Origin of the sequence: Photobacterium chitinilyticum (assembly GCF_004104355.1) — a bacterium.
GTDB lineage: Bacteria > Pseudomonadota > Gammaproteobacteria > Enterobacterales > Vibrionaceae > Photobacterium > Photobacterium chitinilyticum.
The window spans coordinates 470,399-495,639 of sequence record NZ_RJLM01000001.1 but is presented as its reverse complement, the minus strand read 5'-3'; the positions used below and the strand labels follow the sequence as shown (position 1 = coordinate 495,639).

The 25,241-nt window shown below is 50.6% G+C and carries 10 protein-coding genes; 5 read left to right on the top strand and 5 right to left on the bottom strand.

Annotated features, from left to right (window positions below):
* The first annotated feature begins 49 nt into the window (after positions 1–49).
* The gene (gene yccS / locus EDI28_RS02135) at positions 50–2,224 is read left to right on the top strand and encodes a YccS family putative transporter (protein ID WP_128782186.1); all 2,175 of its coding nucleotides are present in this window, start codon (positions 50–52) and stop codon (positions 2,222–2,224) included.
* A gap of 183 nt (positions 2,225–2,407) precedes the next feature.
* On the opposite strand, the gene oleD is transcribed toward yccS, so the two are convergent.
* From oleD to EDI28_RS02115, 4 genes are read right to left on the bottom strand one after another with little or no spacing between them, the layout of a single operon-like run.
* Positions 2,408–3,493 (bottom strand): 2-alkyl-3-oxoalkanoate reductase, encoded by a 1,086-nt coding sequence (gene oleD, locus EDI28_RS02130; protein WP_233353249.1) that lies wholly within the window; start codon positions 3,491–3,493, stop codon positions 2,408–2,410.
* A complete protein-coding gene (gene oleC, locus EDI28_RS02125; RefSeq protein ID WP_233353248.1) occupies positions 3,493–5,262 on the bottom strand; it encodes an olefin beta-lactone synthetase in 1,770 nt (589 codons plus the stop codon). Before oleC ends, oleD begins: the two co-directional genes overlap by 1 nt.
* A complete protein-coding gene (locus EDI28_RS02120) occupies positions 5,262–6,158 on the bottom strand; it encodes an alpha/beta fold hydrolase (protein ID WP_128782184.1) in 897 nt (298 codons plus the stop codon). Before EDI28_RS02120 ends, oleC begins: the two co-directional genes overlap by 1 nt.
* Positions 6,159–6,197: 39 nt before the next feature.
* Complete coding sequence (locus tag EDI28_RS02115) at positions 6,198–7,247, bottom strand: 3-oxoacyl-ACP synthase III (protein WP_128782183.1); 1,050 nt, start codon at positions 7,245–7,247, stop codon at positions 6,198–6,200.
* A 263-nt stretch (positions 7,248–7,510) separates the two neighbouring features.
* Here EDI28_RS02115 and EDI28_RS02110 point away from each other — a divergent pair, with 263 nt between their 5' ends.
* Positions 7,511–7,912, top strand: a complete 402-nt coding sequence (locus EDI28_RS02110; protein WP_128782182.1) for a thioesterase family protein — start codon at positions 7,511–7,513, stop codon at positions 7,910–7,912.
* 45 nt (positions 7,913–7,957) lie between these two features.
* Here EDI28_RS02110 and EDI28_RS02105 read toward each other — a convergent pair whose 3' ends face one another.
* A complete protein-coding gene (locus EDI28_RS02105) occupies positions 7,958–8,839 on the bottom strand; it encodes a 4'-phosphopantetheinyl transferase family protein (protein ID WP_199287356.1) in 882 nt (293 codons plus the stop codon).
* A gap of 773 nt (positions 8,840–9,612) precedes the next feature.
* Here EDI28_RS02105 and EDI28_RS02100 point away from each other — a divergent pair.
* Genes EDI28_RS02100 through EDI28_RS02090 form a run of 3 tightly spaced genes read left to right on the top strand, consistent with a single transcriptional unit; the run spans position 9,613 to position 25,231 of the window.
* A complete protein-coding gene (locus tag EDI28_RS02100) occupies positions 9,613–17,370 on the top strand; it encodes a type I polyketide synthase (RefSeq protein WP_128782181.1) in 7,758 nt (2,585 codons plus the stop codon).
* Positions 17,370–19,439, top strand: coding sequence for a PfaB family protein (locus EDI28_RS02095; RefSeq protein ID WP_128782180.1), 2,070 nt, complete (start codon positions 17,370–17,372; stop codon positions 19,437–19,439). Before EDI28_RS02100 ends, EDI28_RS02095 begins: the two co-directional genes overlap by 1 nt.
* Positions 19,436–25,231, top strand: a complete 5,796-nt coding sequence (locus tag EDI28_RS02090; RefSeq protein ID WP_128782179.1) for a hotdog fold thioesterase — start codon at positions 19,436–19,438, stop codon at positions 25,229–25,231. Before EDI28_RS02095 ends, EDI28_RS02090 begins: the two co-directional genes overlap by 4 nt.
* The last annotated feature ends 10 nt before the right edge of the window (positions 25,232–25,241 follow it).

Sequence of the window (25,241 nt, the reverse complement as noted above, 5' to 3'; positions counted from 1 at the left end):
CGATATGAACTTGATATCTTTAGCACATCATCTAACTAACTGAGCCGACATGCAAACCAGCCGCTTAAAACTTGCTTTACGCCGCTATTGGGCGAATGACAGAATTAACTACAGTATTCGAGTTCTTATCGCGCTAGTTGGGATCGCACTCCCCTGCTGGTATTTGGACGCCACTACCGAAGTCACACCGCTGGTATTGGGCATCATTGCTGCTGCCCTTGCAGAAACCGACGATAATTTGACCGGGCGAATCAAAGCCTTGGTAATGACATTGGCCTGTTTTCTCATTGCATCGTTTTCGATAGAGATTCTGTTTGATTACCCGCTCTTGTTCGCCGTCGGCCTGTTCTGCTCAACCTTTGGTTTTATTATGCTGGGCGCAATGGGAGCACGCTATGCCAGCATCGCTTTTGCATCGCTTCTGTTGGCGGTCTATACCATGCTCGGAGCCGACAACAGTGCCAACCTCTGGTATCAACCGATGCTGTTGCTGGCTGGGGCATCTTGGTATGGCTTGCTCTCCCTGACATGGCAAGTTCTCTGGCCTAATCAGCCGGTACAACAAAGCCTGGCCGCTGTGTTTAACGAGTTTGCCCATTACCTCGACAGCAAGAGCAAACTATTCGAGCCGGTGACCAACATGGTCCCACAACCGCTTCGGCTGGAAGCTGCCGGACAAAACGCCCGGGTCGTTGCGGCACTTAATGGTGCCAAAGCCACCTTGCTTCATCGTGCGCGCCGAGGGCAGCCGAATGAAACTGGTGACAAATTTCTTAAGATTTACTTTCTGGCTCAGGATATCCATGAGCGAGCGAGCTCATCGCACTACCGCTATCAAGATTTATCCACCGCTTTTCAGCGCAGTGATGTTTTGTTCCGTTTTCAGCGGTTACTCACCAACCAGGCCAGTGCCTGTCGCGAGATTTCGCACGCTCTGGCGTTGGGAAAACCGTATCGACACGGAGCTGACAGCGTCAGGGCCCTCGATGAGTTGCAGGAGTCGCTGCTGTACCTGAAAAGCCAGCACAATCCGCAATGGCGAACATTCTTGATCCAGCTCGAATACCTGTTCAATAACCTCGCGACGGTAGAACGCCAACTTTCAAATGTCAGCAACCCCGACGTTGCCCAAACAGGCAGCGATATCGAACTGGCCGACAACGAAGCGCGCAATATGAAAGCACGCTGGCAGCGGATCACCAGCCAGCTTAAACCGGACTCAATGCTCTTCCGCCACGCATTACGAATGGCGATAGCCTTGACCGTTGGCTACGGCTGTATTCAGGCTCTGGAACTTGAACGTGGCTACTGGATCCTGCTGACCACTTTGTTCGTCTGCCAACCAAACTACAGTGCCACCCGACAGAAGCTGGTACAACGGGTACTGGGTACGCTTGGCGGCCTGCTGGCAGGGATCCCACTGCTGTATCTGTTTCCGGGCCAAGAAGGCCAGCTGGTACTAATGGTGCTGGCCGGAGTATTGTTCTTTGCCTTTCGCACGGTTCGCTACGGGTTGGCAACCGCCTTTATCACCCTATTGGTCTTATTCTGCTTCAACCAGCTTGGCGAAGGCTACGCTGTTATCCTGCCGCGCCTAGGCGATACGTTACTCGGCTGCTTGCTAGCTGTATTGGCTGTTAGCTTTATTCTTCCTGACTGGCAGGCAAACAGACTGCACAAGGTGATGGCCTCTGCTATTACCACCAACCGCGACTACCTTGGTCAAATCATCGGCCAATACCGGATCGGCAAAAAGGACAGCCTGAACTACCGCATAGCCCGTCGCGATGCCCACAATACCGATGCCCAGCTTAGTACCGCGATCAGCAATATGTTGGCCGAACCCGGACGTTACCGGATGGCCACAGACGAAAGCTTCCGTTTTCTGACTCTCAACCACGCAATGCTGAGCTATATTTCGGCCTTGGGCGCCCACCGAACCCAACTTGATGACGAGCACACTCATCATCTGGTTGCGAAGGCGCACCGCCAGATCCACGCACACCTGGAGTGTCTGGCAGAACAACTAGACGGTAACCACTGTAGCCAGGCCCCAAGTACGGATACCGAACTCGAACAGCGACTTGCCCAGTGGCGAGATGAAGACTGTACGTCGGTCCGTATGGTGTTACAGCAACTTCATCTGATCCAACGGATGCTGCCGGAACTGCACTCGCTGGCCAACAAACTGGCAGCAAGAACCAACAAGGAAGCGGCCCAGTAACCTGACCAGCAACTATTAGGGAAAACTATGATTATTGCGGAAACCAAGCGACTCCGTATTTGCCACTTGGAGATGCAAGAAAGAACCCTATCGAAGGGCCAATCAACATGTACCAGACCCATGGGATTGGTCTGTATACGATAACGCTTCAGGACAATATATTTGGGACTATGTAGCTTGAGGCTATAACTTATTAACGAGCGAGTCTTTTAGTTTATCCATTCCGCCATCAATACTAACCAGCGGCGTATAACCAAGATCTCGCTTGGCCGCTGTGATATCAAAATAATGGCTGGTTGACAGCTGCCGTGCCACGAATCGGGTCATGATGGGTTCTTCAGTTTTGCCTAACACACCATATACCCACTCCAACAGTGTTCCGACACAGTAAGCCACACCGGCCGGCACACGTTTTTCGACTTCGGGTAAGTCGGCGCAGGCCAAGATTTTATTCAGCATCGCCGCCATAGTAATAGGTTCGTCATTGCTGAGGAAATAAGCCTTCCCGGCACACGTTTTTTCATCATCGGACAGACTAACGGCAGCAAGGATATGGGCGTAGGCGGCATTATCAACATAAATTGTATCGACCAATTTATCTTCATTGCCGACCAGCTTCAACCTACCCGCCTGAGCACGATCAATCACCCGCGGCACAAGGTGGGGATCACCGGGTCCCCAGATCAGATGGGGACGCAGTGCAACGGTACTCAACGTGCTGTGGTTTGCCTTGAGTATCAATTGTTCGGCGATAGCTTTTGATTCGGCATAATAATTGAGGTAGCTGTCGGCATAGGGGGCCGACTCGTCAATGCCCGCTTCATCTGTTCCCGCAAACGTCACGCTGGGTGTACTGGTATAAACCAATTTATCGATATCAAGCGCCTGACAAGCCTCAATGATATTGCGCGCGCCATCAACGTTCGGGCAAAAGTAATCATCTCTTTTTCCCCAGACACCCGCCTTTGATGCAACATGAAAAACCACATCACACCCTTGCATCGCAGCCAGCAATGCCGATTTATCACAAATATCTCCCTTCGCCATCCGGACACCCATCAGCTCAAGATCCGGATAGCTACCACGTGCAAACCCTGTTACTTCAACCCCCGCGGCTCGCAGGTAGCGGCAGATAGCTTTGCCCAGAAAGCCTCCGGCACCTGTTACAAAGGCATGGCAGACCTTCTGCGCCAATGCTTGCAGCGCCCTTGATTCTTCAGGCTGGAGATCATGGTCTGTCACGTTAACGGAGGTAGTTTGATCACTCACTATCTAGTGCCTTTTTTGTGCTGCGCCCAGACGGCAAGTTTCTCTCTGAAAATCTTTGCGTTGTGGCGAATATCAACAGGAAAATCGGGATGAATAAGGAAATCAACAATACCGGCAGTCTGGCGATGTTTCGCGCCAATAGCTTTTAGTTCATCATAAAAACTGTTTATCGCCAGTTCTGACTGCTCCAACTTAATCCCTTTCTCTAGTTCCACACACAATAAGGGAACCGTTTCGCCCTTGATTTCAACACTGACTAACGCAGTACGTTTAACTTTTGGGTGGGTATTGAAAATACGCTCACACGGAATCGAGAAATAGGAATGTTCGTCGTACTTCGAATCAACACGATTGGCTTCGACACGGTGAGCCTTGCGACCACACATCCACAACTGGCCATGCAGATCGAGATAACCTAAATCTCCCATGCGGTGGCGAACACTCGGTTTATTCGGACTAGTATCGCTCGCACCAGCATCATTCGTTCCAGTATAACTATCGAGGATCTTGGCATGCTCTGTCGCGCTGGCTCGGCGATAATAACCACTGCTGACCATCGGCCCCTTCACGACTATTTCCCCAACCGTATTTGCAGGTAACCGAAGCGCCTCGTCCCATGCAGGAATCGAATCCTCGGTGATCGCAATGATCGCCACATCGACGCCATCAACAGGTTTGCCGACACAAATGCCACCACCGCTGTCGGTAACATCGGTGGTATTTAGCAACTGTTCGCTGCCAATCATCGTCAATGGTAATGATTCTGTCGCACCGTACGAGTTCAGTACCTCGACACCGTCATTCAGCATTTTGCTAAAACGGGCAATGGATGAAATTGTCGCCGGCGCACCGGCAGAAATCACCCGCCGAATACTGGGCAAAGTATGCGAAAGAGCTACTCCGGCTTGTCCTAGCCGTTCAATAAGCGCCGGATTCACAAACATGTTGCTGCACTGGTATTGCTCAATGGCGGCAAAAAGGTTGGCTGGATTGGCGGTGATCGGTTTGCTGGCATCCATATCAGGCACAATTGATGCCATACCGAGTGCCGGCCCGAATAGAGAAAACAACGGGAATGTCGCAAGATCGCGTTCACCGAGAACAATGCCATAATCGTTTCTTAGCACATTGATTTGCGCCTCGAACATGGCATGGGTATACACCACGCCTTTGGGCGTTCCGGTGCTGCCGCTGGTGAACAGTATCGCGGCCATCTCGTCATTACCGAGCAATGCCATTTCATTTGAAACTCGATAGACCGCCGGCGTTTGGGCTCCAGCTTTCAGCAGCGCCTTCAAGCTAATACCGCCCAAAGCTCTGGCAAAAAGTTCACTGCCACCGACTGTCAACAAACGACGGACACTCGGTTTGCCCCAACCGAACAAGCAGCGCGCAATATGTGCTTTCGGGATCCCGATAAATGCATCCGGCTCCGCCTCGGCAAAACACTGTTTGAGGTTCTTTATCCCCATACCGGGGTCAACAAGGATTGGGATCACACCCGCTTTAAACAGGGCAAACGTCAGGGCAAAGAAATCAAGGCTGGGGGTTACCATCAACACCGCTTTCATACCCCTTGCAATGCCATAACCGGCTAATGCCCGAGCAATACGATCGCTGTCTGCATCTAGCTCACCAAAACTTAGTTCTTGATAACGATACTTGCCTGTCAGCAGTCTCTTTTGCACTGCAACCGCGAGCGACTCAGGGGTTTCCTTCGCCGCTCGTTTCAGATGACGGCATATATTAGCCTGATGCTCGACATCCATTAGGGGCATATCTCATTTGACTGCGCGCCGTTCAAAAAATCAGTGATGAGCGGTACAACCTCATCGCTCGCATCTTCGAGAATATAGTGACCGCAATCGGCAAACTCATGCACGGTTGCATGCGGCATCTGCTCGCGCCACTCAGCCAGAAAATGCTTATCAAAGACGAAGTCTTTAAGCCCCCAGCAGATTAGTGTCGGTACCTTAGAAAACGCCGGTAAACTTGCCGCGATCTCTGAGACTAACTGATAGTTCCTGTCACCTTCCCGCAGCGGAATATCCTGGACAAAGCGCAAAGTGGAAATCCGGTTCGCCCACGAATTAAACGGCGCGACATAGGCTTTACGTACTTCCGGGCTCATCGGTTTACGCTTTACACCAACATATGAGGCGATAGACGAAAACGCATTGAAACCACGTACCAGTCCCGTGCCCAGTAATGTATTACGGCAAATCCACAATGCCCAGGGGAAAGGTTTTGACTCCGGCAAATGAAATGCGCCTGTGTTCAGAACCACCAAACGCTTAATTCGATCCGGATAACGGGCCGCATAGCCCATTCCGATCATCCCGCCCCAGTCATGAACAACAAGCGTGATATTTTCCCTTACATTCAAATGGTCCAGCAAGGCTTCAAGATCATCGATACGATTGTTCAGGGTGTAATCATACCCATCATCATCCGGCTTATCAGACAAACCGCAGCCAATGTGATCAGGCACGATGCACTGGTGGTTATCGCTTAACGCCGTTACCAAATTACGGTAATAGAACGACCAGCTAGGATTACCGTGAACCATCACAACTGGCTCACCTTGCCCTTCATTAAGATAATGGAGCTTGTGACCATTCCGGTCTAAATAATTGCGCTTAAAGGGAAACAATGTGTCTAACATGACCATCCTTATTCTGTACTGTTCGGTAGTTACTGGTTGCTACCACTTAAGGCCCAACATCATGCAGTTAAGCCCGCTTCCTATACCGAGGAAGCTCACATTGTTGCCTGGTTTCAAAAAGCCATGATCATGCGCCATCGCCGCAGTAACAGGCAGGGAAACGCTGCCCATGTTCCCCATCAGGCGATAGGTTGGAAATTCTTTACCAACGGGGATATTCAATGCATTTAGCACCTGTTTCCGGTTAGATGCCCCCACTTGGTGACAAATAACCTTATCAACCTGGTCGACTACCCAATTGCGTTGCTCAAGAAAATGCGCCCAGGTGTCACGCGCTAACTGGACACCTTCCTTGAGCAAACTTACACCATCGGTACGCATGTACTCGCGGAACAGCTGCGGGCCAACTTCCTGCAAGCCCCATTGGCAGAGGTCATGGTGCTCGGGTGCTGATAAATGGCTCGCACCCAGCAGTTGATGCTGGCGCGTATTTTGTAGAAGAAGGCTACCATCAGTTAGCAATACAGCGACAGCTCCGGATCCGCCTGTCAGGGTTGCCAGCGACTGGGCAAAGTTCTGCATGGTCGGCTCAGCCAACATCTGGTCAATGGTAATATCGACAATATGGCGGGCTGACTCACAGGAAACAACCAGACCGGCTTTGATCTGTCCCAGCTCGATACGGTTGGCAATATCTAAAATGCCAGAAAGCACGCCAAGGCAGGCATTGCTGATATCGTAAATGGCAGTATTGCTCGATACGCCTAGCTCAGAGGCAATTCGACAAGCGGTGGCAGGTTCATGTTGATCGCGGCATACGCCGGTATAAACAACAGCACCTAGATCTTCGACTCGGACACCCGTTTCATCAATTGCTTTACGGGCTGCTGCGAGTGCGCCATCGGACAATACGTGTCCTTTGGGCCACCAACGGCGCTCTTCGATCCCGGTTAATGCGGCAAGTTGCCCCATCGGGATTCGAAACTTCTGGTATAAGGGAGCTAAACGAGATTCTAACTCAGAACTTGAGACCACTTGTGGTGCTAGCTCGTAAGCCAGACTATTGATAAAAACGCGGGAATATTTCATTCAACTATGTAACTGCTCACTATCTCGGTCAAAACGGCACCGATCGTCATTATTTATGCTTAACTTGCGCGCCATTGGAGCAAGAAAAGAAAGAGGATTCAATAGAAACTGCCAGATAACGAGAGGTAGGCAGGCTCATATGACCAGTGCAAAATATATTATGTTAGTGGCAAACGTGCTGTAAAGTGCCAATCTTGGTATCTATTCTTGCGCAGGCAGGAACAGTATAGATCCACCTGATAAATAAAGAGACAGAGAACGATATGAGTAAGGTATATCACCACCCGGTACAAATTTACTACGAAGATACTGACCATTCAGGAGTAGTATACCACCCTAACTTTCTCAAATATTTCGAACGTGCACGCGAACACGTTATTGATAGCGATAAACTGGCTGCGCTTTGGAACGAGCACGGGCTAGGATTTGCAGTCTATAAAGCCAACATGACGTTCCAGGATGGCGTTGAGTTTGCAGAAATTTGCGATATTCGCACCACTTTCACCCTAGACGGCAAATACAAGACCCTGTGGCGTCAAGAAGTCTGGCGTCCGGGAGCCACCCGCGCCGCTGTTGTTGGTGACATCGAAATGGTCTGTTTGGATAAAGAAAAACGATTACAGCCTGTTCCCGAAGACATTCTACTGTCAATGATGGCCGACTAATAAATAATGTCTGGCTAATCATGCCAAGCTAATACTGGCCAGCCTTCATCCGATTGAGTGTAACGCTAGTAGCTGGCTTGGACTGAGCCAGCACGCCTCTATCTGCATCTGCAATACCTTCATCGGCTGCAATGGCTTTGCCGAATCCGACAATGCCACCGCAAAGCGGTACTGCTCGTCGACTCTTCCCAGACAGATTTGCCACTGCGTCGATAATGCCTCTGTATGAACGCTATCATCAATAAGCCGTAAACCAATATCTCTATACAGTTCCAGCTCCCCGCAACAATCAGGACCAGCGACCGCACCAGAGTCAACTAACGGCAGTTTTTCCTGTCTGTCTGCTCTCACGGTGGACAGATCAAACTCAAACGATTTCAGCGATTGTGCCAGCCCAAGCCCTGTCGCCTTGATAACTGATTCTTTTAATACCCAAAGGTCAAAAAAGCGTGGGCTTTGCCACTCTGACGGTAAGGCCAGTAACGTATCGGCTTCCTGTGGTGAAAAATAATTGTTGAGTATCGGGTAAATATCCAGGCTCGCTCTGGCATGTTCGATATCCACCCCCAAGGCTATAGGCTCTTTTCCTGATTTGATGATCCCTACCAGCAAGTGGTCGCCACTATGGCTAAGGTTAAACTCCAGCCCAGTAAATTTACGCTGCTTTTCACATAACCGCGGCTTGCCCTTTTCACCATATTCAAAGCGCCATTCATGGGGTAACACCGTGGCAAATTGTGACAAAATTACCCTCAGACACCCACGTACATACAACGCCTGCTCTCGCATTTCTGGTTGACGGTAACGAGCTACTTTCTCTAGCTCGTCATCAGAGAGACATTGCTTTAAAGCGTCAACGGATGACCGAACATCATCAATATTTCCAAGAGGACAAAACCAGAGATGAACAACAGAAGATGATGACAATATAAGTACCAGGCAAATAAAAAGTGGAAAATGGAACGTAGAAAAAGCGCTCCTATTGTGACTGCTTTAGATTGAAAATAACAGAGCAAAAACCTGCCTCAGATGCGGTAAGTCCAATGTAGTATGCACGTTGGAATAGACTCAGCAGCTCAACGTCACGCATAGCAGCATTTTTTTGTTCACCGCACCTCTCCAGCCTTTCTTTCTGATAGCAGATCACACTTATTTGCAAAATTGGGGCGTAGATCATACTTTTGTGAAAAACCGAGTATTTACACTAATAAAGATTAAATAATCATTTCAATTCAAAATGTTATGGATATTGATAATGCGATAAATCAAAAATTGAAATTTTGAACTGGTCTGAAGAGATCCTACCTCCCGTTCAGACGATTGTAACGAAAAGCGAGCTCGGGTAGGCTGCTGCCCCATCAACGGATTTAGCTGGCTTTCATAACGGATGGTAAGTACCTCCTTTTCTGATAATCACAGCAGTAGTTCAGCAGGATTATGATGGATACGACTTATACAGATGAAAGCACTATCGCACATCGTCGAATACCAGAAGTATGCTACTGCTGATATGCATATTTCTTTTACTAGCGCACTCCGGTGCTTTGCTGCGACCAATCACTTCCTAGCTTGTGTGCTTCCACACCAGTTATTGCACTTTTTATTACACCTCAACCTATTCAATTTTCACACGTTGCCTGCCCGCAACACCCACACGAATTTTTTACACCCGGCTTTCGGGTGTTCAGTGGAGACTCATAATGAGCCAAACCCCAAATAACACGCCTGAATCGCAAGAAGACAAGCGACTTAACAAGCGTCTAAAAGACATGCCAGTTGCTATTGTTGGCATGGCAAGTATCTTCGCAAACTCTCGCTACCTGAATAAGTTCTGGGATTTGATCAACGAAAAAATTGACGCTATCACTGAAGTGCCTGATACGCACTGGCGTCCCGAAGATTACTATGATGCTAACAAGAGCACACCGGATAAGTCTTACTGCAAACGTGGTGGCTTCATGCCGGAAGTGGATTTCAATCCTATGGAGTTTGGTCTACCGCCCAATATTCTAGAGCTGACTGACACCTCGCAGCTTCTGTCCTTGATCGTCGCCAAAGAAGTATTGGCAGATGCCAAACTGCCGGCAGATTATGACCGTGACAAAATCGGTATTACTTTGGGCGTTGGCGGTGGTCAGAAGATCAGCCAGAGCCTGAATGCGCGTCTTCAGTATCCTGTCTTGAAGAAAGTCTTCAAGAGCAGCGGCATCAATGACGAAGACAGTGAGATGCTGATCAAGAAGTTCCAAGATCAATACATTCACTGGGAAGAGAATTCATTCCCGGGTTCACTGGGCAACGTTATCGCAGGCCGTATCGCAAACCGCTTTGACCTTGGCGGTATCAACTGCGTTGTCGATGCTGCCTGTGCAGGCTCTCTTGCCGCACTTCGCATGGCACTAGGGGAATTGGTTGACGGCCGCAGCGAGATGATGATCACTGGCGGTGTCTGTACCGATAACTCACCGACCATGTACATGAGTTTCTCGAAAACACCAGCATTCACCACCAACGAAACCATCCAACCATTTGATATTGATTCAAAGGGGATGATGATTGGTGAAGGCATCGGCATGATTGCGCTGAAACGCCTGGAAGACGCTGAACGCGATGGCGACCGTATCTACTCGGTCATCAAAGGTGTCGGTGCATCTTCAGACGGTAAGTTTAAAAGTATCTATGCGCCCCGCCCTGAAGGTCAGGCAAAGGCTCTGAAGCGAGCTTATGATGATGCTGGTTTTGCCCCTCATACACTTGGTCTGTTAGAAGCCCACGGTACAGGAACTGCAGCAGGTGACGTCGCTGAATTCAAAGGCTTGAGTTCGGTATTCAGCGAAAACAACGACCAAAAGCAACACATCGCATTGGGTTCGGTGAAATCGCAGATTGGCCATACCAAATCGACAGCGGGTACCGCAGGTTTAATCAAGGCCGCGCTGGCGCTGCACCATAAAGTGCTGCCGCCGACAATCAATGTAACCAGCCCGAATCCAAAGCTGGAAATTGAAGACTCGCCTTTCTACCTCAATACCCAGACGCGTCCATGGATGCAGCGTGTTGATGGTACTCCACGCCGTGCGGGTATCAGCTCGTTTGGTTTCGGCGGCACCAACTTCCACATCGTACTGGAAGAGTACACCCAAGAGCATGCCCGTGGTAACAAATATCGCCAGCGTGAAGTTGCGCAAACATTGCTGTTCAGCGCGGCATCTCGTGAAGCACTTCTTGCAAGCCTGAAAGAAACGGCAGCAAATATCGCAAGCAACAAAATTGCTCTAGAAGCACTGGCGAAGACTCACGGTTTGCGCGACATTGACAGCAGCCATGCACGTCTAGGCTTAGTGGTTAAAACAGGCCAAGAGCTTCAGGCTCAGCTGACCCAAGCTATTTCAACACTTGAAAGCCAGACCAAAACACACTGGCAGCTGCCAAACGGCACCAGCTACCGTGAAACAGCCCTTGTGAATGAAAAAGGTTCGGCAAAAGTCGCAGCACTGTTTGCCGGCCAAGGTTCCCAATATCTCAATATGGGCCGTGAACTGGCTTGTCATTACCCAGAGGCGCGCCAGCAGCTGGCTAACGCCGATAAAGTCTTTGGACAGAATAATAAAACACCATTGTCTCAGGTGCTTTTCCCTATTCCTGTCTTCAACAAGCAAGACACAGCCGCTCAAGAAGCCACATTGACCAATACCGCCAATGCACAAAGTGCGATTGGTGTAGTGTCTATGGCCCAATATGCACTAATGACCCAAGCAGGTTTCAAAGCCGACATGGTGGCGGGCCACAGCTTTGGTGAACTCAGTGCGCTGTGCGCTTCTGGTGTTATCTCCCAGGAAGACTACTACAAACTGGCATTCGAGCGTGGCCATGCCATGGCAGCCACACCTGCCGAAGGTGATAGCGGCACTATGTATGCCGTAATTCTCGAGGCAGATAAACTAGCCGCTGTCGAGACGTGCATCAGCAAGTATGATGGTGTAAGCATCGCCAACTACAATGCACCAACACAGCTGGTTATTGCGGGCCCGACCGACAATGCTCAGTTGGCAGCAAAGGCGCTCACAGAGCAAGGTTTCAAGGCGATCCCTCTTCCGGTGTCTGGTGCCTTCCACACGCCATTGGTTGCCCACGCACAGAAACCATTTGCTGCCGCCATTGATAAGGCGACATTCAGTGCCCCTGCACTGCCGCTTTACTCCAACGCAACTGGCGAGCTACATAAAAACGATGGTAAGGCCATCAAAAAAGCATTCAAGCAGCACATGCTGCAGTCAGTGCGTTTCAGCACTCAGCTTGAGGCAATGTACGATGCAGGCGCCCGAGTATTTATCGAGTTCGGTCCGAAGAACATTCTGCAGAAACTGGTTGAGAAAACCCTCAGCGAGAAAATCGCAGCCAACCAAGACGCAGATCTTTGCACGATTAGCATCAACCCGAACCCGAAAGGTGATAGCGATCAACAGTTACGTCTAGCCGCGGTCCAACTCGCTGTTGCGGGTGTTACGCTAGACAATATCGACCCATACCAGGCCGATATCGCCCAGCCAAGCGCTACATCACCAATGAATATCAAACTCAACGCGACCAATTACATCAGTGACGCAACCCGAGCCAAAATGGCCAAATCATTGGCAACGGGAACGGTAAGCACACAAACTGAAATCGTAGAGAAAGTCGTTGAGAAAATTGTGGAAAAAGAAGTGATTAAAACCGAAATCCGCGAAGTACCCGTTGCTGCAGCGCAACCTGCTGAAACGCCTGCCGCTACTGCTCAGGTCCCTGTTCAAGTTTCGCCTCAAGCTGCGTCAGCACCTGCACAGCAAGGCAGCAAGGCAGCTTCTCCGCTAACTCCTAGCGATGCGTCATTGCATGCATTCTTTGCCGCACAACAGCAGGCAGCCGAACTTCACCAGCAATTTTTGGCTATTCCGCAGCAGTATGGTGATACGTTCACAACCTTGATGACAGAGCAAGCGAAGATGGCTGCTTCGGGTACAGCAATTCCTGAAAGCCTGCAACGCTCAATGGAAATGTTCCACCAGCATCAAGCCGATACACTTAAAGCGCACGCACATTACCTTGAGCTTCAAGCGAATAGCAATAACTCGGCACTAGGATTGTTGACTTCACAGCCAACTGCAACCCCAGCACAGCAAGTAACGGTTACTTCTACTGATCCTGTTGCTACTCAAGCACCCAAAACAGTTGCACCGGCAGTAACTCAAGCGACAACTCAATCTGCGGCTAAGCCTGTAGCTGCTCCGGCACCGGTTAAAGCACCAGCGAAGGCCATTACGCCGGTTCAGCAGCCTGCGTCACCTGCGCCAGTAACAGTGGCTGCACCAACACAGCTAGTAGCACCTGTGCAAACAGCCAATGCTGAAAAAGTCATGCTGGAAGTCGTTGCTGAAAAGACGGGTTATCCGACCGAAATGCTCGATCTTGATATGGATATGGAAGCAGATCTCGGCATCGACTCAATTAAACGTGTTGAGATCCTAGGAACTGTACAAGAACAGCTTCCTAATCTGCCAGAGCTTAGCCCTGAAGATTTGGCTGAGTGCCGAACGCTGGGTGAAATCGTCACCTACATGAACAGCAAGCTAGGCACTGCACCCTCAGCAGCAACAGCTTCTGTTATTGCAGAACCAGCTGCGTCTAACGGCTTAGAAGCGGCCCAAGTACAGAACACCATGCTTGAAGTCGTGGCCGACAAAACAGGCTACCCGACTGAAATGCTGGATCTAGAAATGGATATGGAAGCCGATTTAGGTATCGACTCCATCAAGCGTGTTGAGATCCTCGGTACAGTACAGGATCAGCTACCGACGCTTCCTGAACTCAACCCTGAAGATTTGGCGGAATGTCGTACCCTCGGCGAAATCGTCACCTACATGAACAGCAAGCTACCTGCAGCTGTATCCGCAGCGCCTGTGTCAACAACAGCATCTGTAACCGCACCACTATCAGCACCTGCTGCAAACGGCTTGAATGCGGCGCAAGTACAAAAGACTATGTTGGAAGTTGTCGCAGACAAAACTGGCTATCCAACCGAGATGCTCGATCTGGCAATGGATATGGAAGCCGATCTCGGTATCGATTCTATCAAGCGGGTTGAGATCCTGGGGACTGTTCAAGACCAGCTACCTACTCTTCCGGAGCTCAACCCTGAAGATTTAGCCGAGTGCCGCACACTGGGCGAAATCGTTGATTACATGAACAGCAAACTACCTGCTGCTGTATCCGTAGCACCAGTATCAGCACCTGCTGCAAGCGGTCTGGATGCGGCGCAAGTTCAGAGCACCATGCTAGACGTTGTTGCAGACAAGACTGGCTATCCAACCGAGATGCTAGATTTGGCAATGGATATGGAAGCCGATCTCGGTATCGATTCTATCAAGCGTGTTGAGATCCTGGGGACAGTTCAAGACCAGCTACCAACACTGCCAGAACTGAATCCTGAAGATCTGGCCGAGTGCCGTACACTGGGCGAAATTGTCGATTACATGAACAGCAAGCTACCTGCAGCCACTGTTTCTGCGGCGCCTGTTGCATCAAGACCATCAGCAAATGGTCTTGATGCCACACACGTGCAGAGCACCATGCTAGATGTTGTCGCAGACAAAACCGGCTACCCGGCAGAGATGCTAGATCTGGCTATGGACATGGAAGCAGACCTAGGTATCGATTCCATCAAGCGTGTAGAAATTCTAGGTACGGTTCAAGACCAGTTGCCGACACTACCAGAGCTTAATCCTGAAGATTTGGCGGAGTGCCGTACGCTGGGCGAAATCGTCACCTATATGCAAAGCAAGCTATCAGACACAGCAACAGCAGCCCCAGTGGTTGAAGCCGTTGTAGAAACAGTAGCCGAAGCAGCGAACGTAGAACTTCCCCCTCACAATGAGGTGGCGCTAAAAAAGTTACCAGCGGTAGATAAATTAGCAGACTGTTTTTCCAAAGACGCATGTATCGTGATCACCGATGACGGTCACAATGCTGGCGTACTGGCAGAAAAGCTCAGTGCTCACGGCCTTCAAGTCGCCGTAGTACGTAGTCCTCTATCTGCCGCTTCGCCACTAAACAGCGAAATTGCTAGCTACGCGTTAGCAAACGTTGATGAAGCCGGCGTAACAGCTGTCATTGCAGAAATTGAGAGCAAGCATAAAGAAATTGGTGGATTCATTCACCTACAACCTGTTAGTGCTGATGCACAAGCTAACAGCGCAGCAATAACGTTGAATGCCGATGCAAAACAAAGTATTTCAGTCGCGTTCTTGTTTGCCAAGTTGCTTCATTCCCAATTGAATGCAGCATCAGGCCGTCGCAGCTTCTTTACCGTAAGCCGTATCGACGGTGGCTTCGGTTACCATGACGCAGAGCAGTTAGCAAAAGCAGAGCTGAACCAAGCGGCACTATCTGGTCTCACTAAAACGTTAAGCCACGAATGGCCTAACGTATTCTGCCGAGCTTTAGATATTGCTCCTGCTGTTGATGCGCGCCATCTTGCAGAAGCCGTCACTACCGAGCTATTTGATATCGATACTCAAACGGTTGAAATTGGCTTCTCTGGACTTAACCAGGACAAGTCAGGCCAAGGAGAATCAGGTCGAGCAACCTTAACGGCAGTAGAGGCAGGAACCGCGCTAACGAAGAACACAGCAGCCAAGCTGACCAACACCGACAAGGTACTGGTCACTGGCGGAGCTAAGGGCGTTACTTTCGAGTGTGCGCTAACACTGGCAAAGCAATGCCAGTCGCACTTCATCCTAGCCGGTCGTAGCAAACATGTTTCTGCTAGCGAACTGCCTGAGTGGGCACAAGGCAAGCAAGAGAATGCGCTAAAACCTGCGGCAATTGCCCATCTTCAAGCTTCTGGTGACAAACCAACACCGAAGAAAGTCGATGCGCTATTAAAACCGGTATTAAGCAGCATTGAAATCAATGCAGCACTAACCGCATTTACCAATGTTGGAGCAACTGCGGAATACCTGAGCCTGGATGTATCAAACAGTGAATCAGTTGCCAAAACACTAACAGCTCTGTCTCAGAGTGGTGAAATCACCGGCCTGATCCATGGCGCCGGTGTACTGGCGGACAAACACATCCAAGACAAAACACTGGATGAGCTAAACCTAGTTTACGGTACCAAAGTCGGCGGCCTTGACGCGGTCATGAACGCCCTGGACTGCAGCAAGCTAAAACTGGTTGCGATGTTCTCGTCGGCAGCAGGATTCTACGGCAATACAGGCCAGAGCGATTACTCGATGTCCAACGAGATCCTGAACAAAGCCGCACTGCAATTCTCTGCGCGTCACCCAGAAGCGAAAGTCATGAGCTTCAACTGGGGACCTTGGGATGGCGGTATGGTTAACCCTGCGCTGAAGAAAATGTTCACCGACCGCGGGGTATACGTGATCCCTCTACAGACGGGTGCAGAATTGTTCAGCACTCAGCTTCTGAGCGAAACAGGTATTCAGCTGCTTATTGGTTCGAGCATGCAAGGCGCTGAGAGCAAGGAAAACGCTGTAAAAAAGCCTAATGCGGGATCTGTGCTGGTAGCAAAGAGCCCGCTGACAAAAAGCATCACTGTAACTCGCGACCTTGACCCGAAAGCGATGCCTTTCATCAAGGATCACTGCATTGCCGGTAACCCCGTGTTACCGACAGTGTGTGCCATCCAATGGATGCGCGAAACAGCAGAACAACTGCTAGGGGCGAACGTTACCGTTCGCAACTACAAACTGCTGAAAGGCGTGATTTTTGAAACGGACGATGTGCAAACCCTGACATTGACGCTGACATCTGAAAAAAAGGCCACTGATCAAATCAAAGCCTTGATCAGCTGCCAAGGTCGACCGCAGTATCAAGCGATTCTGGTTGTCGAACCGGTCACTGATTCGGTAGATCAGCCGCAAACGAAGACTTTTGCGGCAAATTCAAACGAGCCAGTCACAACGGCTGAAGCACTATACAGCAACGGTACGCTGTTTCATGGCCCGAGGCTGCAAGGCATTCAGACTGTCGAGCGTTTTGATGATGCAGGTTTGCTTGCACAATGCAAGCTACCGACCATTGCCGATGCGGATTGCGGATCGTTTATCGCCACCCTGCATGCAGGTGGATGCCAGCCGTTCGCAGAAGACTATTTGCTGCAGGCGATGCTGATTTGGGCAAGGTTGAAATACGGCGCAGCTAGCCTGCCTTCTGCCGTTGGTGAGTTTATTTCTTACGCGCCAATGAAAGCCGGCAACACAGGGCAAGCTGGCGACAAGGGCTGGCTGGAACTTGATGTGATTAAATCCACCTCTCGTTCACTACAAGCTAACATCGCGCTTTACCATCAAGATGGTCGTCTGAGTGCCGTAATGAAAGGTGCCAAAGTAACGATCAGCAAGAGCCTCAACGAGGCATTCTTGGTGAAGTCCGAGCCAGAAAAGGAGCTTCTGTCATAGTGACTGACTCTTCCAATACAGCGATGCCGTTGCGCATCGCTCTTTTAGCCCAGCCAGCGCCTGCTGCTGGGCTTTCTGCCGATTGTCTTACCTTGCTACCTACGGCTGAGACAATCTCAATTTCTGACTATTTAGAAGCAAGTGCTTTTGAAAAAGCGCTGCAAACGGCTGTTGAGGCCGTCAGCCAGGGTAAACTTGTTCGACTCATAGCAAATATCGAACAAGGTGAATCACAGCCAACGATTTTGATGCTAGCAGGGTTAACCGCAGCCCAGAACAAGATTCACCCTCATGCTTACTTGGCAGGATTTGCCGATACGCTCCAGCAAGCCATTACCCAATCTCGTCGCCAAGCGATTGATATAACCAACCAACAAGCTTTTGACATGCTGACGGCGGCTCAGAAGTTCGAGGCGTTGTACCAGATGGTGGAAGCTATTGCCGAGCGTACACTGTCAGACCATTACTGGTTTACCGAGCCGCATCAGGCGCGCGTCGCCAGCCTTACGTTCAATCAGCAAAGCAGCTTGATATTGGCTCAGGCTACAGGACTACAAGCACCTCAATCACTGCTGACTCCTACCCGGCTGTTATTCATTGTTGCCGGGCATGAATGTGCGGAGCTACAAGCAAAGCTTGCAAAGCTTGAACAGAGTCTTAACGGTCTGGCTGAAAGTGACAGTGAACCTCATGCCCTGATTAGCTTGATGAGTGAAACCATCAGGCAATATCAGGCAGAGGCTTCCAGCACGCTAGGATCGGCAAACTCACAGCCAAAGCAGGTCATCGTTCTTCAAGGGGCTTCCGTTTCTGCTGTACAGCAAGAAATCTCAGCCATCAGCAATGCCCTACCTAAAGTGATAGCTGAGCACAGCCACTACAAAACGCCGGCAGGAAGCTGTTTTTCACCGTCACCCAACAGCCGTGGCGGGGTCGCGTTTGTTTATCCCGGTGTCGGCACTGTCTACCCTGGCATGTTCCGCGAATTGCATCATTATTTCCCGGCGCTTTACGCTCGCCTTGAGCGTGAAGGTAACCTCAAAGAAATGCTGCAAGCCGAGAAGACATATGGTGCTGATCCAGCGGAAATGACATTGGGCGAGCTCGCTATTGCCGGTGTCGGCAGCAGCTACCTGTTAACTCAGGTGCTTTGCGAAGAGTTTGCGGTTAAGCCTGATTTTGCTCTGGGCTACTCCAAGGGAGAAGCGTCGATGTGGGCAAGTTTGGGGGTATGGAAAAATCCGCACGCCCTGATCAAGATGACCCAAACCAGCCCGATCTTCACCACAGCTATCTCCGGCGAACTGACTGCCGTCCGTGAAGCATGGCAGCTAGACGACAATGAAACGATCACCTGGAATAGCTTTGTTGTTCGTAGCGAGCCTGAGGCAATTCAAACCCTGCTGCCTGAATTTCCGCATGCTTACCTGGCCATTATCCAAGGGGATACTTGCGTGCTGGCTGGCTGTGAAAATGACTGCCGCGCCCTGCTCAAAAAACTGGGTAAACGCGGTATTGCAGCCAATCGAGTCACCGCTATGCACACGGCACCGGCAATGAGCCAGCATCAGCAGGTCACTGAGTTTTACCGCCAGCCGCTATGTGATGAACTGCCAGAGCACATTCGCTTTATCAGTGCTGCCGGGCTATTAGTCAAAAACCAAAATATGTCTAATAACCAGAATAAGCCGGTTCAGATCGATAGCCAACGTATTGCGGACTCCATTGCGGATACCTTCTGCTCGACGCTCGACTTTACAGCGCTGATCCGTAGTGCTCGCGAGCAAGGCGCTCGCCTATTTATCGAAATAGGTGCAGACAGGCAAACCAGCACTCTCATCGACAAGATCAACCGTGCAGATCAGGTGACAACAGAAAGTTGCACCATCGCGGCAAATGCCAAAGGCGGGGAAGATATTCTCACCCTGCTCAAGTGTCTTGGCCAGCTCATCACGCACCAAATCCCTCTGTCACTGGATCCCCTTTTAGAAGGGCTTGAACAGCAGCAAACGAATGCCTTATCAGCTGCGAACATTCCGGCGAACAAAATACAAGGAGAGCCAGTTTGAGTTCTCAACACAACACAACCAACGCCCATAGCACCAGCAAGAAAATTGCAATTGTTGGTTTAGCTAATCAGTATCCCGATGCAGATACGCCGAAAGCATTTTGGCAAAACCTGCTCGACAAAAAAGATTCTCGCAGCACTTTAAGCCCAGAGAAACTCGGTGCCAACCCTGACAGTTATCAGGGCCAGCAAGGAGAATCAGACCGTTTTTACTGTGATAAAGGCGGCTACATCCAGAACTTCACCTTTGATGGGAGTGGATACCGCTTACCTGCCGAGAAGTTCGAAGGCCTTGACGACAGTTTCCTATGGGCACTGGACACCAGCCGGAAAGCACTGGCTGATGCCGGTATCCCGTTAGATGCCGCAGTACTAGAACGTACCGGTGTGATCATGGGGGCACTATCATTCCCGACGACGCGCTCCAATGATTTATTCCTGCCGCTGTACCACTCTGCGGTAGAGAAAGCGCTGCAAGCAAAACTGGCCAACGACCACTTTTCGCTAAGCCCGTCAAATAGCCAGACAAGAGATACTCATCCGGCTAACGGTGCCGCCGCACATAATGCCTCCAAGTTAGTCGCCGACGCACTCGGTCTGGGTTGTGCCCAGTTAAGCCTCGATGCCGCCTGTGCCAGTTCGGTCTACTCGCTAAAACTGGCCTGTGACTACCTCAATACCGGCAAGGCCGATATGATGCTGGCAGGCGCAGTCTCCGGTGCCGATCCGTTCTTCATCAACATGGGTTTCTCCATCTTCCATGCCTACCCGGACCACGGTGTCTCGGCGCCATTCGATAGCAACAGCAAAGGTCTGTTTGCCGGTGAAGGTGCGGGCGTATTGGTACTCAAGCGTCTCGAAGATGCAGAGCGCGATGGCGACCATATCTATGCAGTAGTCAGCGGGATCGGCCTGTCCAATGACGGCCGCGGCCAGTTTGTTCTTAGCCCGAACAGCAAAGGACAGGTTCAGGCGTTCGAACGTGCCTACGAGGCGACCGACCTGTCGCCAGAAAGTATCGAGGTGATTGAATGCCACGCGACTGGCACACCGCTAGGTGATAAAGTCGAGCTGACATCCATGGAGCGCTTCTTTGCCGACAAGCTAAACAGTACTCAGGCACCGCTTATCGGCTCGGCAAAATCCAACCTCGGCCACTTGCTCACGGCGGCGGGTATGCCCGGGATCATGAAAATGATCTTCGCCATGAAAGAAGGTGTACTTCCTCCAAGCATTAATTTATCAACCCCGCTGTCTTCGCCTGATGGGTTGTTCGGTTCGCATACATTGCCGACCCAAGTTCAACCTTGGCCAGACAAAGCCGGAAATCCCGAGCGACGCGCGGGTGTTTCGGTGTTTGGCTTTGGTGGCTGTAACGCACACCTGCTGCTGGAAGCATACTCTTCTCGCTCAGAGCAAGCCGTTTCGATGCCTGCCGCTTCGGTTCAAAATACAAAGCCAACGGTTGCCGCACCACTGAAAATCACCGGCTTAGCCTCGCACTTCGGTTCATTGAAAACCATTAATGCATTGAACCATGCCATAGAAACGGGTGCAAATGCCTTTGTCGCTCTGCCGAAGAGGCGCTGGAAAGGTCTGGATCAACACCCTGAGCTATTAAGCCAATTCGGTTTGCATACCGTACCGCACGGTGCCTACATTGATCAGTTCGAGCTGGACTTCTTGCGTTTCAAAGTACCGCCGAACGAAGATGACCGTCTGATTTCCCAGCAACTGTTGCTAATGAAAATTGCTGACGAGGCGATTCGGGATGCCAAGCTTGAAGCCGGACAGAAGGTTGCCGTTTTGGTAGCAATGGAAACCGAGCTGGAAATGCACCAGTTCCGCGGCCGCGTTAACCTGCATACGCAACTTGCCGACAGCCTCGACAACATGGGGGTAACGCTTAGCGACAGCGAATACCAAACGCTTGAAGCCATTGCCATGGACAGTGTGCTGGATGCCGCCAAGCTCAACCAGTACACCAGTTTTATCGGCAACATCATGGCGTCGCGAATTGCCTCGCTGTGGGACTTCAACGGCCCGGCATTTACTATTTCTGCGGCTGAGCAGTCTGTCGCCCGCTGTATCGATGTCGCACAGAACCTGATGGCGCAAGAATCCCTTGATGCCGTCGTCATCGCCGCCGTCGATCTCAGCGGCAGTGCCGAGCAGGTAATTCTCAAAAACAGCATTACTCCAGTCGCCTCAACGGTACAAGATAGTGGTTGGCATGTCGGTGAAGGTGCGGGAGCAATTGTTCTCGTTGATGCTCAAGAAGTAGCCGTTAGCAACAGCTATGGCACAATCAATGCGCTCGCTTTTAGCTCCGTCGACCAAAGCCAGTCTGTCACCAACCAGCTTCTGACTGAAGCCGGTATTGCTGCGGACAACATTAGCTTGCTTGAGCTCAACCAAGCACCAGAAAGCACCGATGTCATGGCTTTCCCGCTATCTCGAGCAGCACAAACTCAGGCCAGCCGGCGCATGGGTCACTGTTATTCGGCATCAGGTATGTCGAGTACGCTCCACGGACTATTAAGCCTAAACCAGACGACCACACACGCCGAGAGAAAGGCAGCCATCGTCGCGAATATCAGTGAAGGCCAGTGTTCGCAGCTTCTCATCACACAAACGAGCACAGAAACTCAATCTCTGACTACGCGCCTTGCCCGTGAATTGCCCGCCGACTCAACACGTCAGCTAATCAAGCAAGTTACCCTTGGTGGACGCGATATCTATCAACATATCGTGACAACGGATCTTCCTGAGCTATCGCAAATCCAGCAAAAAGTCGCTAACGCGAAACCGCGTGTACAAGCCGTCGCTAACACTAAGGTCGAGGCTAACTTAGCCAAGTCCATCGCGGCGGCACCACCAGCGCCATTAGTATCACCGACTATGGCTACGCCAAGCCAGACTCCGAACACAGGTATTCAGAGCAATATGACCAACGTCCTATCCGCTAACAAGCAGAGTGATTCAAGCTCATTACAGAGCGCTTCATTTGCAGAAAATCAACAACTTGCACAACAGATCCACCGGGCCTTCCTGCAAAATCGCGAGCAAGGTTTAAAAATGGCTGACGCTCTGTTAAAGGCCCAGCTTAACGAAGTCACCGCGCAAATGAACGCGGGCACGGGCCAGGTATTTAACCATCAGCCTGACGCTGTTTCAGAGCAGATCTCACCAGCACAAAACGTAATGGCAAAGCCGATTCGCAAGCCATGTATTTGGGACTACGAAGACTTGGTCGAATACGCCGAAGGCGATATTGCCAATGTATTTGGCCCTGATTACGCGATTATCGACAACTATTCCCGCCGGGTAAGACTGCCGACCACCGACTACCTGCTGGTATCGCGAGTGACTAAACTTGATGCCCAAATGCTGGAATTCAAGCCAAGCACCATGACCACTGAATACGACATTCCTGTAGATGCCCCCTACTTGGTCGACGGTCAGATCCCTTGGGCGGTAGCTGTAGAATCTGGTCAGTGTGACTTAATGCTTATTAGCTACCTCGGCATCGATTTCGAAAACAAAGGCGAGCGAGTTTATCGCCTGCTTGATTGTACCCTCACCTTCCTCGGTGACCTGCCGCGTGGTGGCGATACCCTTCGTTACGATATCTCCATCAACAACTTTGCCCGCAACGGCGATACCCTGCTGTTCTTCTTCTCCTACGAGTGCTTCGTCGGCGACAAGATGATCCTGAAAATGGATAACGGCTGTGCGGGCTTCTTTACTGATGAAGAACTGGCAGACGGCAAAGGGGTTATTCGTACCGAAGATGAGCTGAAAGCACGTAGCATGGCGGTTAAGCAGCGCTTTAATCCAATTCTGCACTGCCAGAAGACCCAGTTCGACTATCACACTTTGCATAACCTGCTAAGTGCCAATATTGCCGGTTGCTTTGGTGACAGTCATATTTCTGACCGCGTTCAGCCGTCGCTGTGCTTCAGCTCAGAAAAATTCATGATGATAGAACAAGTCAGCCACGTTGATCCGCATGGCGGCACATGGGGACTCGGCTTAGTCGAAGGCCATAAGCAACTGGAACCAGAACACTGGTACTTCCCTTGCCACTTCAAAGATGATTCCGTCATGGCCGGTTCATTGATGGCAGAAGGCTGTGGTCAGTTGCTGCAGTTCTTTATGATGTATTTGGGGATGCATACCCAAGTTCAGAACGGTCGCTTCCAGCCACTTGAAAATGCGCCGCAGCAGGTACGCTGCCGTGGTCAGGTATTGCCGCAATCGGCCGTGCTGACTTACCGAATGGAAGTCACGGAAATTGGCCTGAGCCCGCGTCCTTATGCAAAAGCAAATATCGATATCCTGCTCGATGGAAAAGTTGTGGTCGACTTCCAGAACCTGGGCGTGATGATCAAAGAAGAAACCGAGTGTACTCGCTATATCGGTTCATCAGACTATATTGCTGAAGACTACATTGCAGAAGATGTTGTTGCTGAGGTGAAGGTAACACAGACGGCAGCACAGCCAGTAAACCAGCAAGCATCTGCCAATGCACCGCTGATGGCTCAAATTCCTGATTTGAATACGGCACCGAACAAAGGCGTTATCCCACTACAGCACGTTGAAGCGCCAATAACACCCGATTACCCGAACCGCACACCAGACACCGTACCGTTCACGCCGTACCACATGTTTGAGTTTGCAACCGGTGATATCGAGAAATGTTTCGGCCCTGATTTCTCAATCTATCGCGGCATGATCCCGCCACGTACCCCGTGTGGTGACCTACAGCTGACCACCCGTGTCATCGAAGTCAACGGTACCCGTGGTGACTTTAAAACACCGTCGTCATGTATCGCTGAATACGAAGTGCCGGAAAATGCCTGGTACTTTAACGAAAACAGCCATAACACTTTGATGCCTTACTCGGTATTAATGGAAATTTCGCTCCAGCCAAATGGCTTCATTTCAGGCTATATGGGCACTACTCTAGGCTTCCCGGGCCAAGAGCTATTTTTCCGTAACCTCGACGGCAGCGGCAAGATGCTGCGCAATGTCGACCTTAGAGGCAAAACCATCGTTAATGACTCCCGCCTGCTTTCAACGGTAATGATGGGTACCAACATCGTCCAAAGCTTTAGCTTCGAGCTAAGCACAGACGGTGTGCCTTTCTATGAAGGTACAGCGGTGTTTGGCTACTTCAAAGGAGCAGCACTAAAAGATCAGCTGGGACTGGATAACGGTAAAGTGACGCAACCTTGGCACATCGAAAACAACCGTACCCCTGATGTTAGCATCAACCTGCTCGACAAAGAGAGCCGATACTTTAATGCTCCGCTATCAGCAACTGGCGAAGCCCAGCCACACTACCAGCTAGCTGGTGGTCGCCTTAACTTTATCGATAAAGTTGATATCACCAGCGACGGGGGTAAGGCAGGCTTAGGCTACTTGTATGCCGAGCGTACTATTGACCCAAGCGACTGGTTCTTCCAGTTCCACTTCCACCAAGATCCGGTCATGCCGGGCTCTCTGGGTGTCGAAGCGATTATCGAATTGATGCAGACTTACGCGCTGAACAAAGATCTCGGTGCCGGTTTCCGTTCACCGAAATTTGGTCAGATCCAGTCTGAAGTGAAATGGAAATACCGCGGCCAGATCAATCCGCTAAACAAACAAATGTCACTGGATGTCCACATCACCGCAATCAAAGATGAAGATGGAAAACGCATCATCATTGGCGATGCCAACCTGAGTAAAGACGGCCTGCGTATTTACGAAGTAAAAGACATTGCAATCTGTATTGAAGAAGCTTGAGTTAGGAACA

Bases quoted from the DNA above. Each gene is read 5' to 3' on its own strand.
- yccS (WP_128782186.1), top strand. From the start codon at position 50: ATGCAAACCAGCCGCTTAAAACTTGCTTTACGCCGCTATTGGGCGAAT.
- oleC (WP_233353248.1), bottom strand. From the start codon at position 5,262: ATGGATGTCGAGCATCAGGCTAATATATGCCGTCATCTGAAACGAGCG.
- EDI28_RS02120 (WP_128782184.1), bottom strand. From the start codon at position 6,158: ATGTTAGACACATTGTTTCCCTTTAAGCGCAATTATTTAGACCGGAAT.
- EDI28_RS02115 (WP_128782183.1), bottom strand. From the start codon at position 7,247: ATGAAATATTCCCGCGTTTTTATCAATAGTCTGGCTTACGAGCTAGCA.
- EDI28_RS02110 (WP_128782182.1), top strand. From the start codon at position 7,511: ATGAGTAAGGTATATCACCACCCGGTACAAATTTACTACGAAGATACT.
- EDI28_RS02100 (WP_128782181.1), top strand. From the start codon at position 9,613: ATGAGCCAAACCCCAAATAACACGCCTGAATCGCAAGAAGACAAGCGA.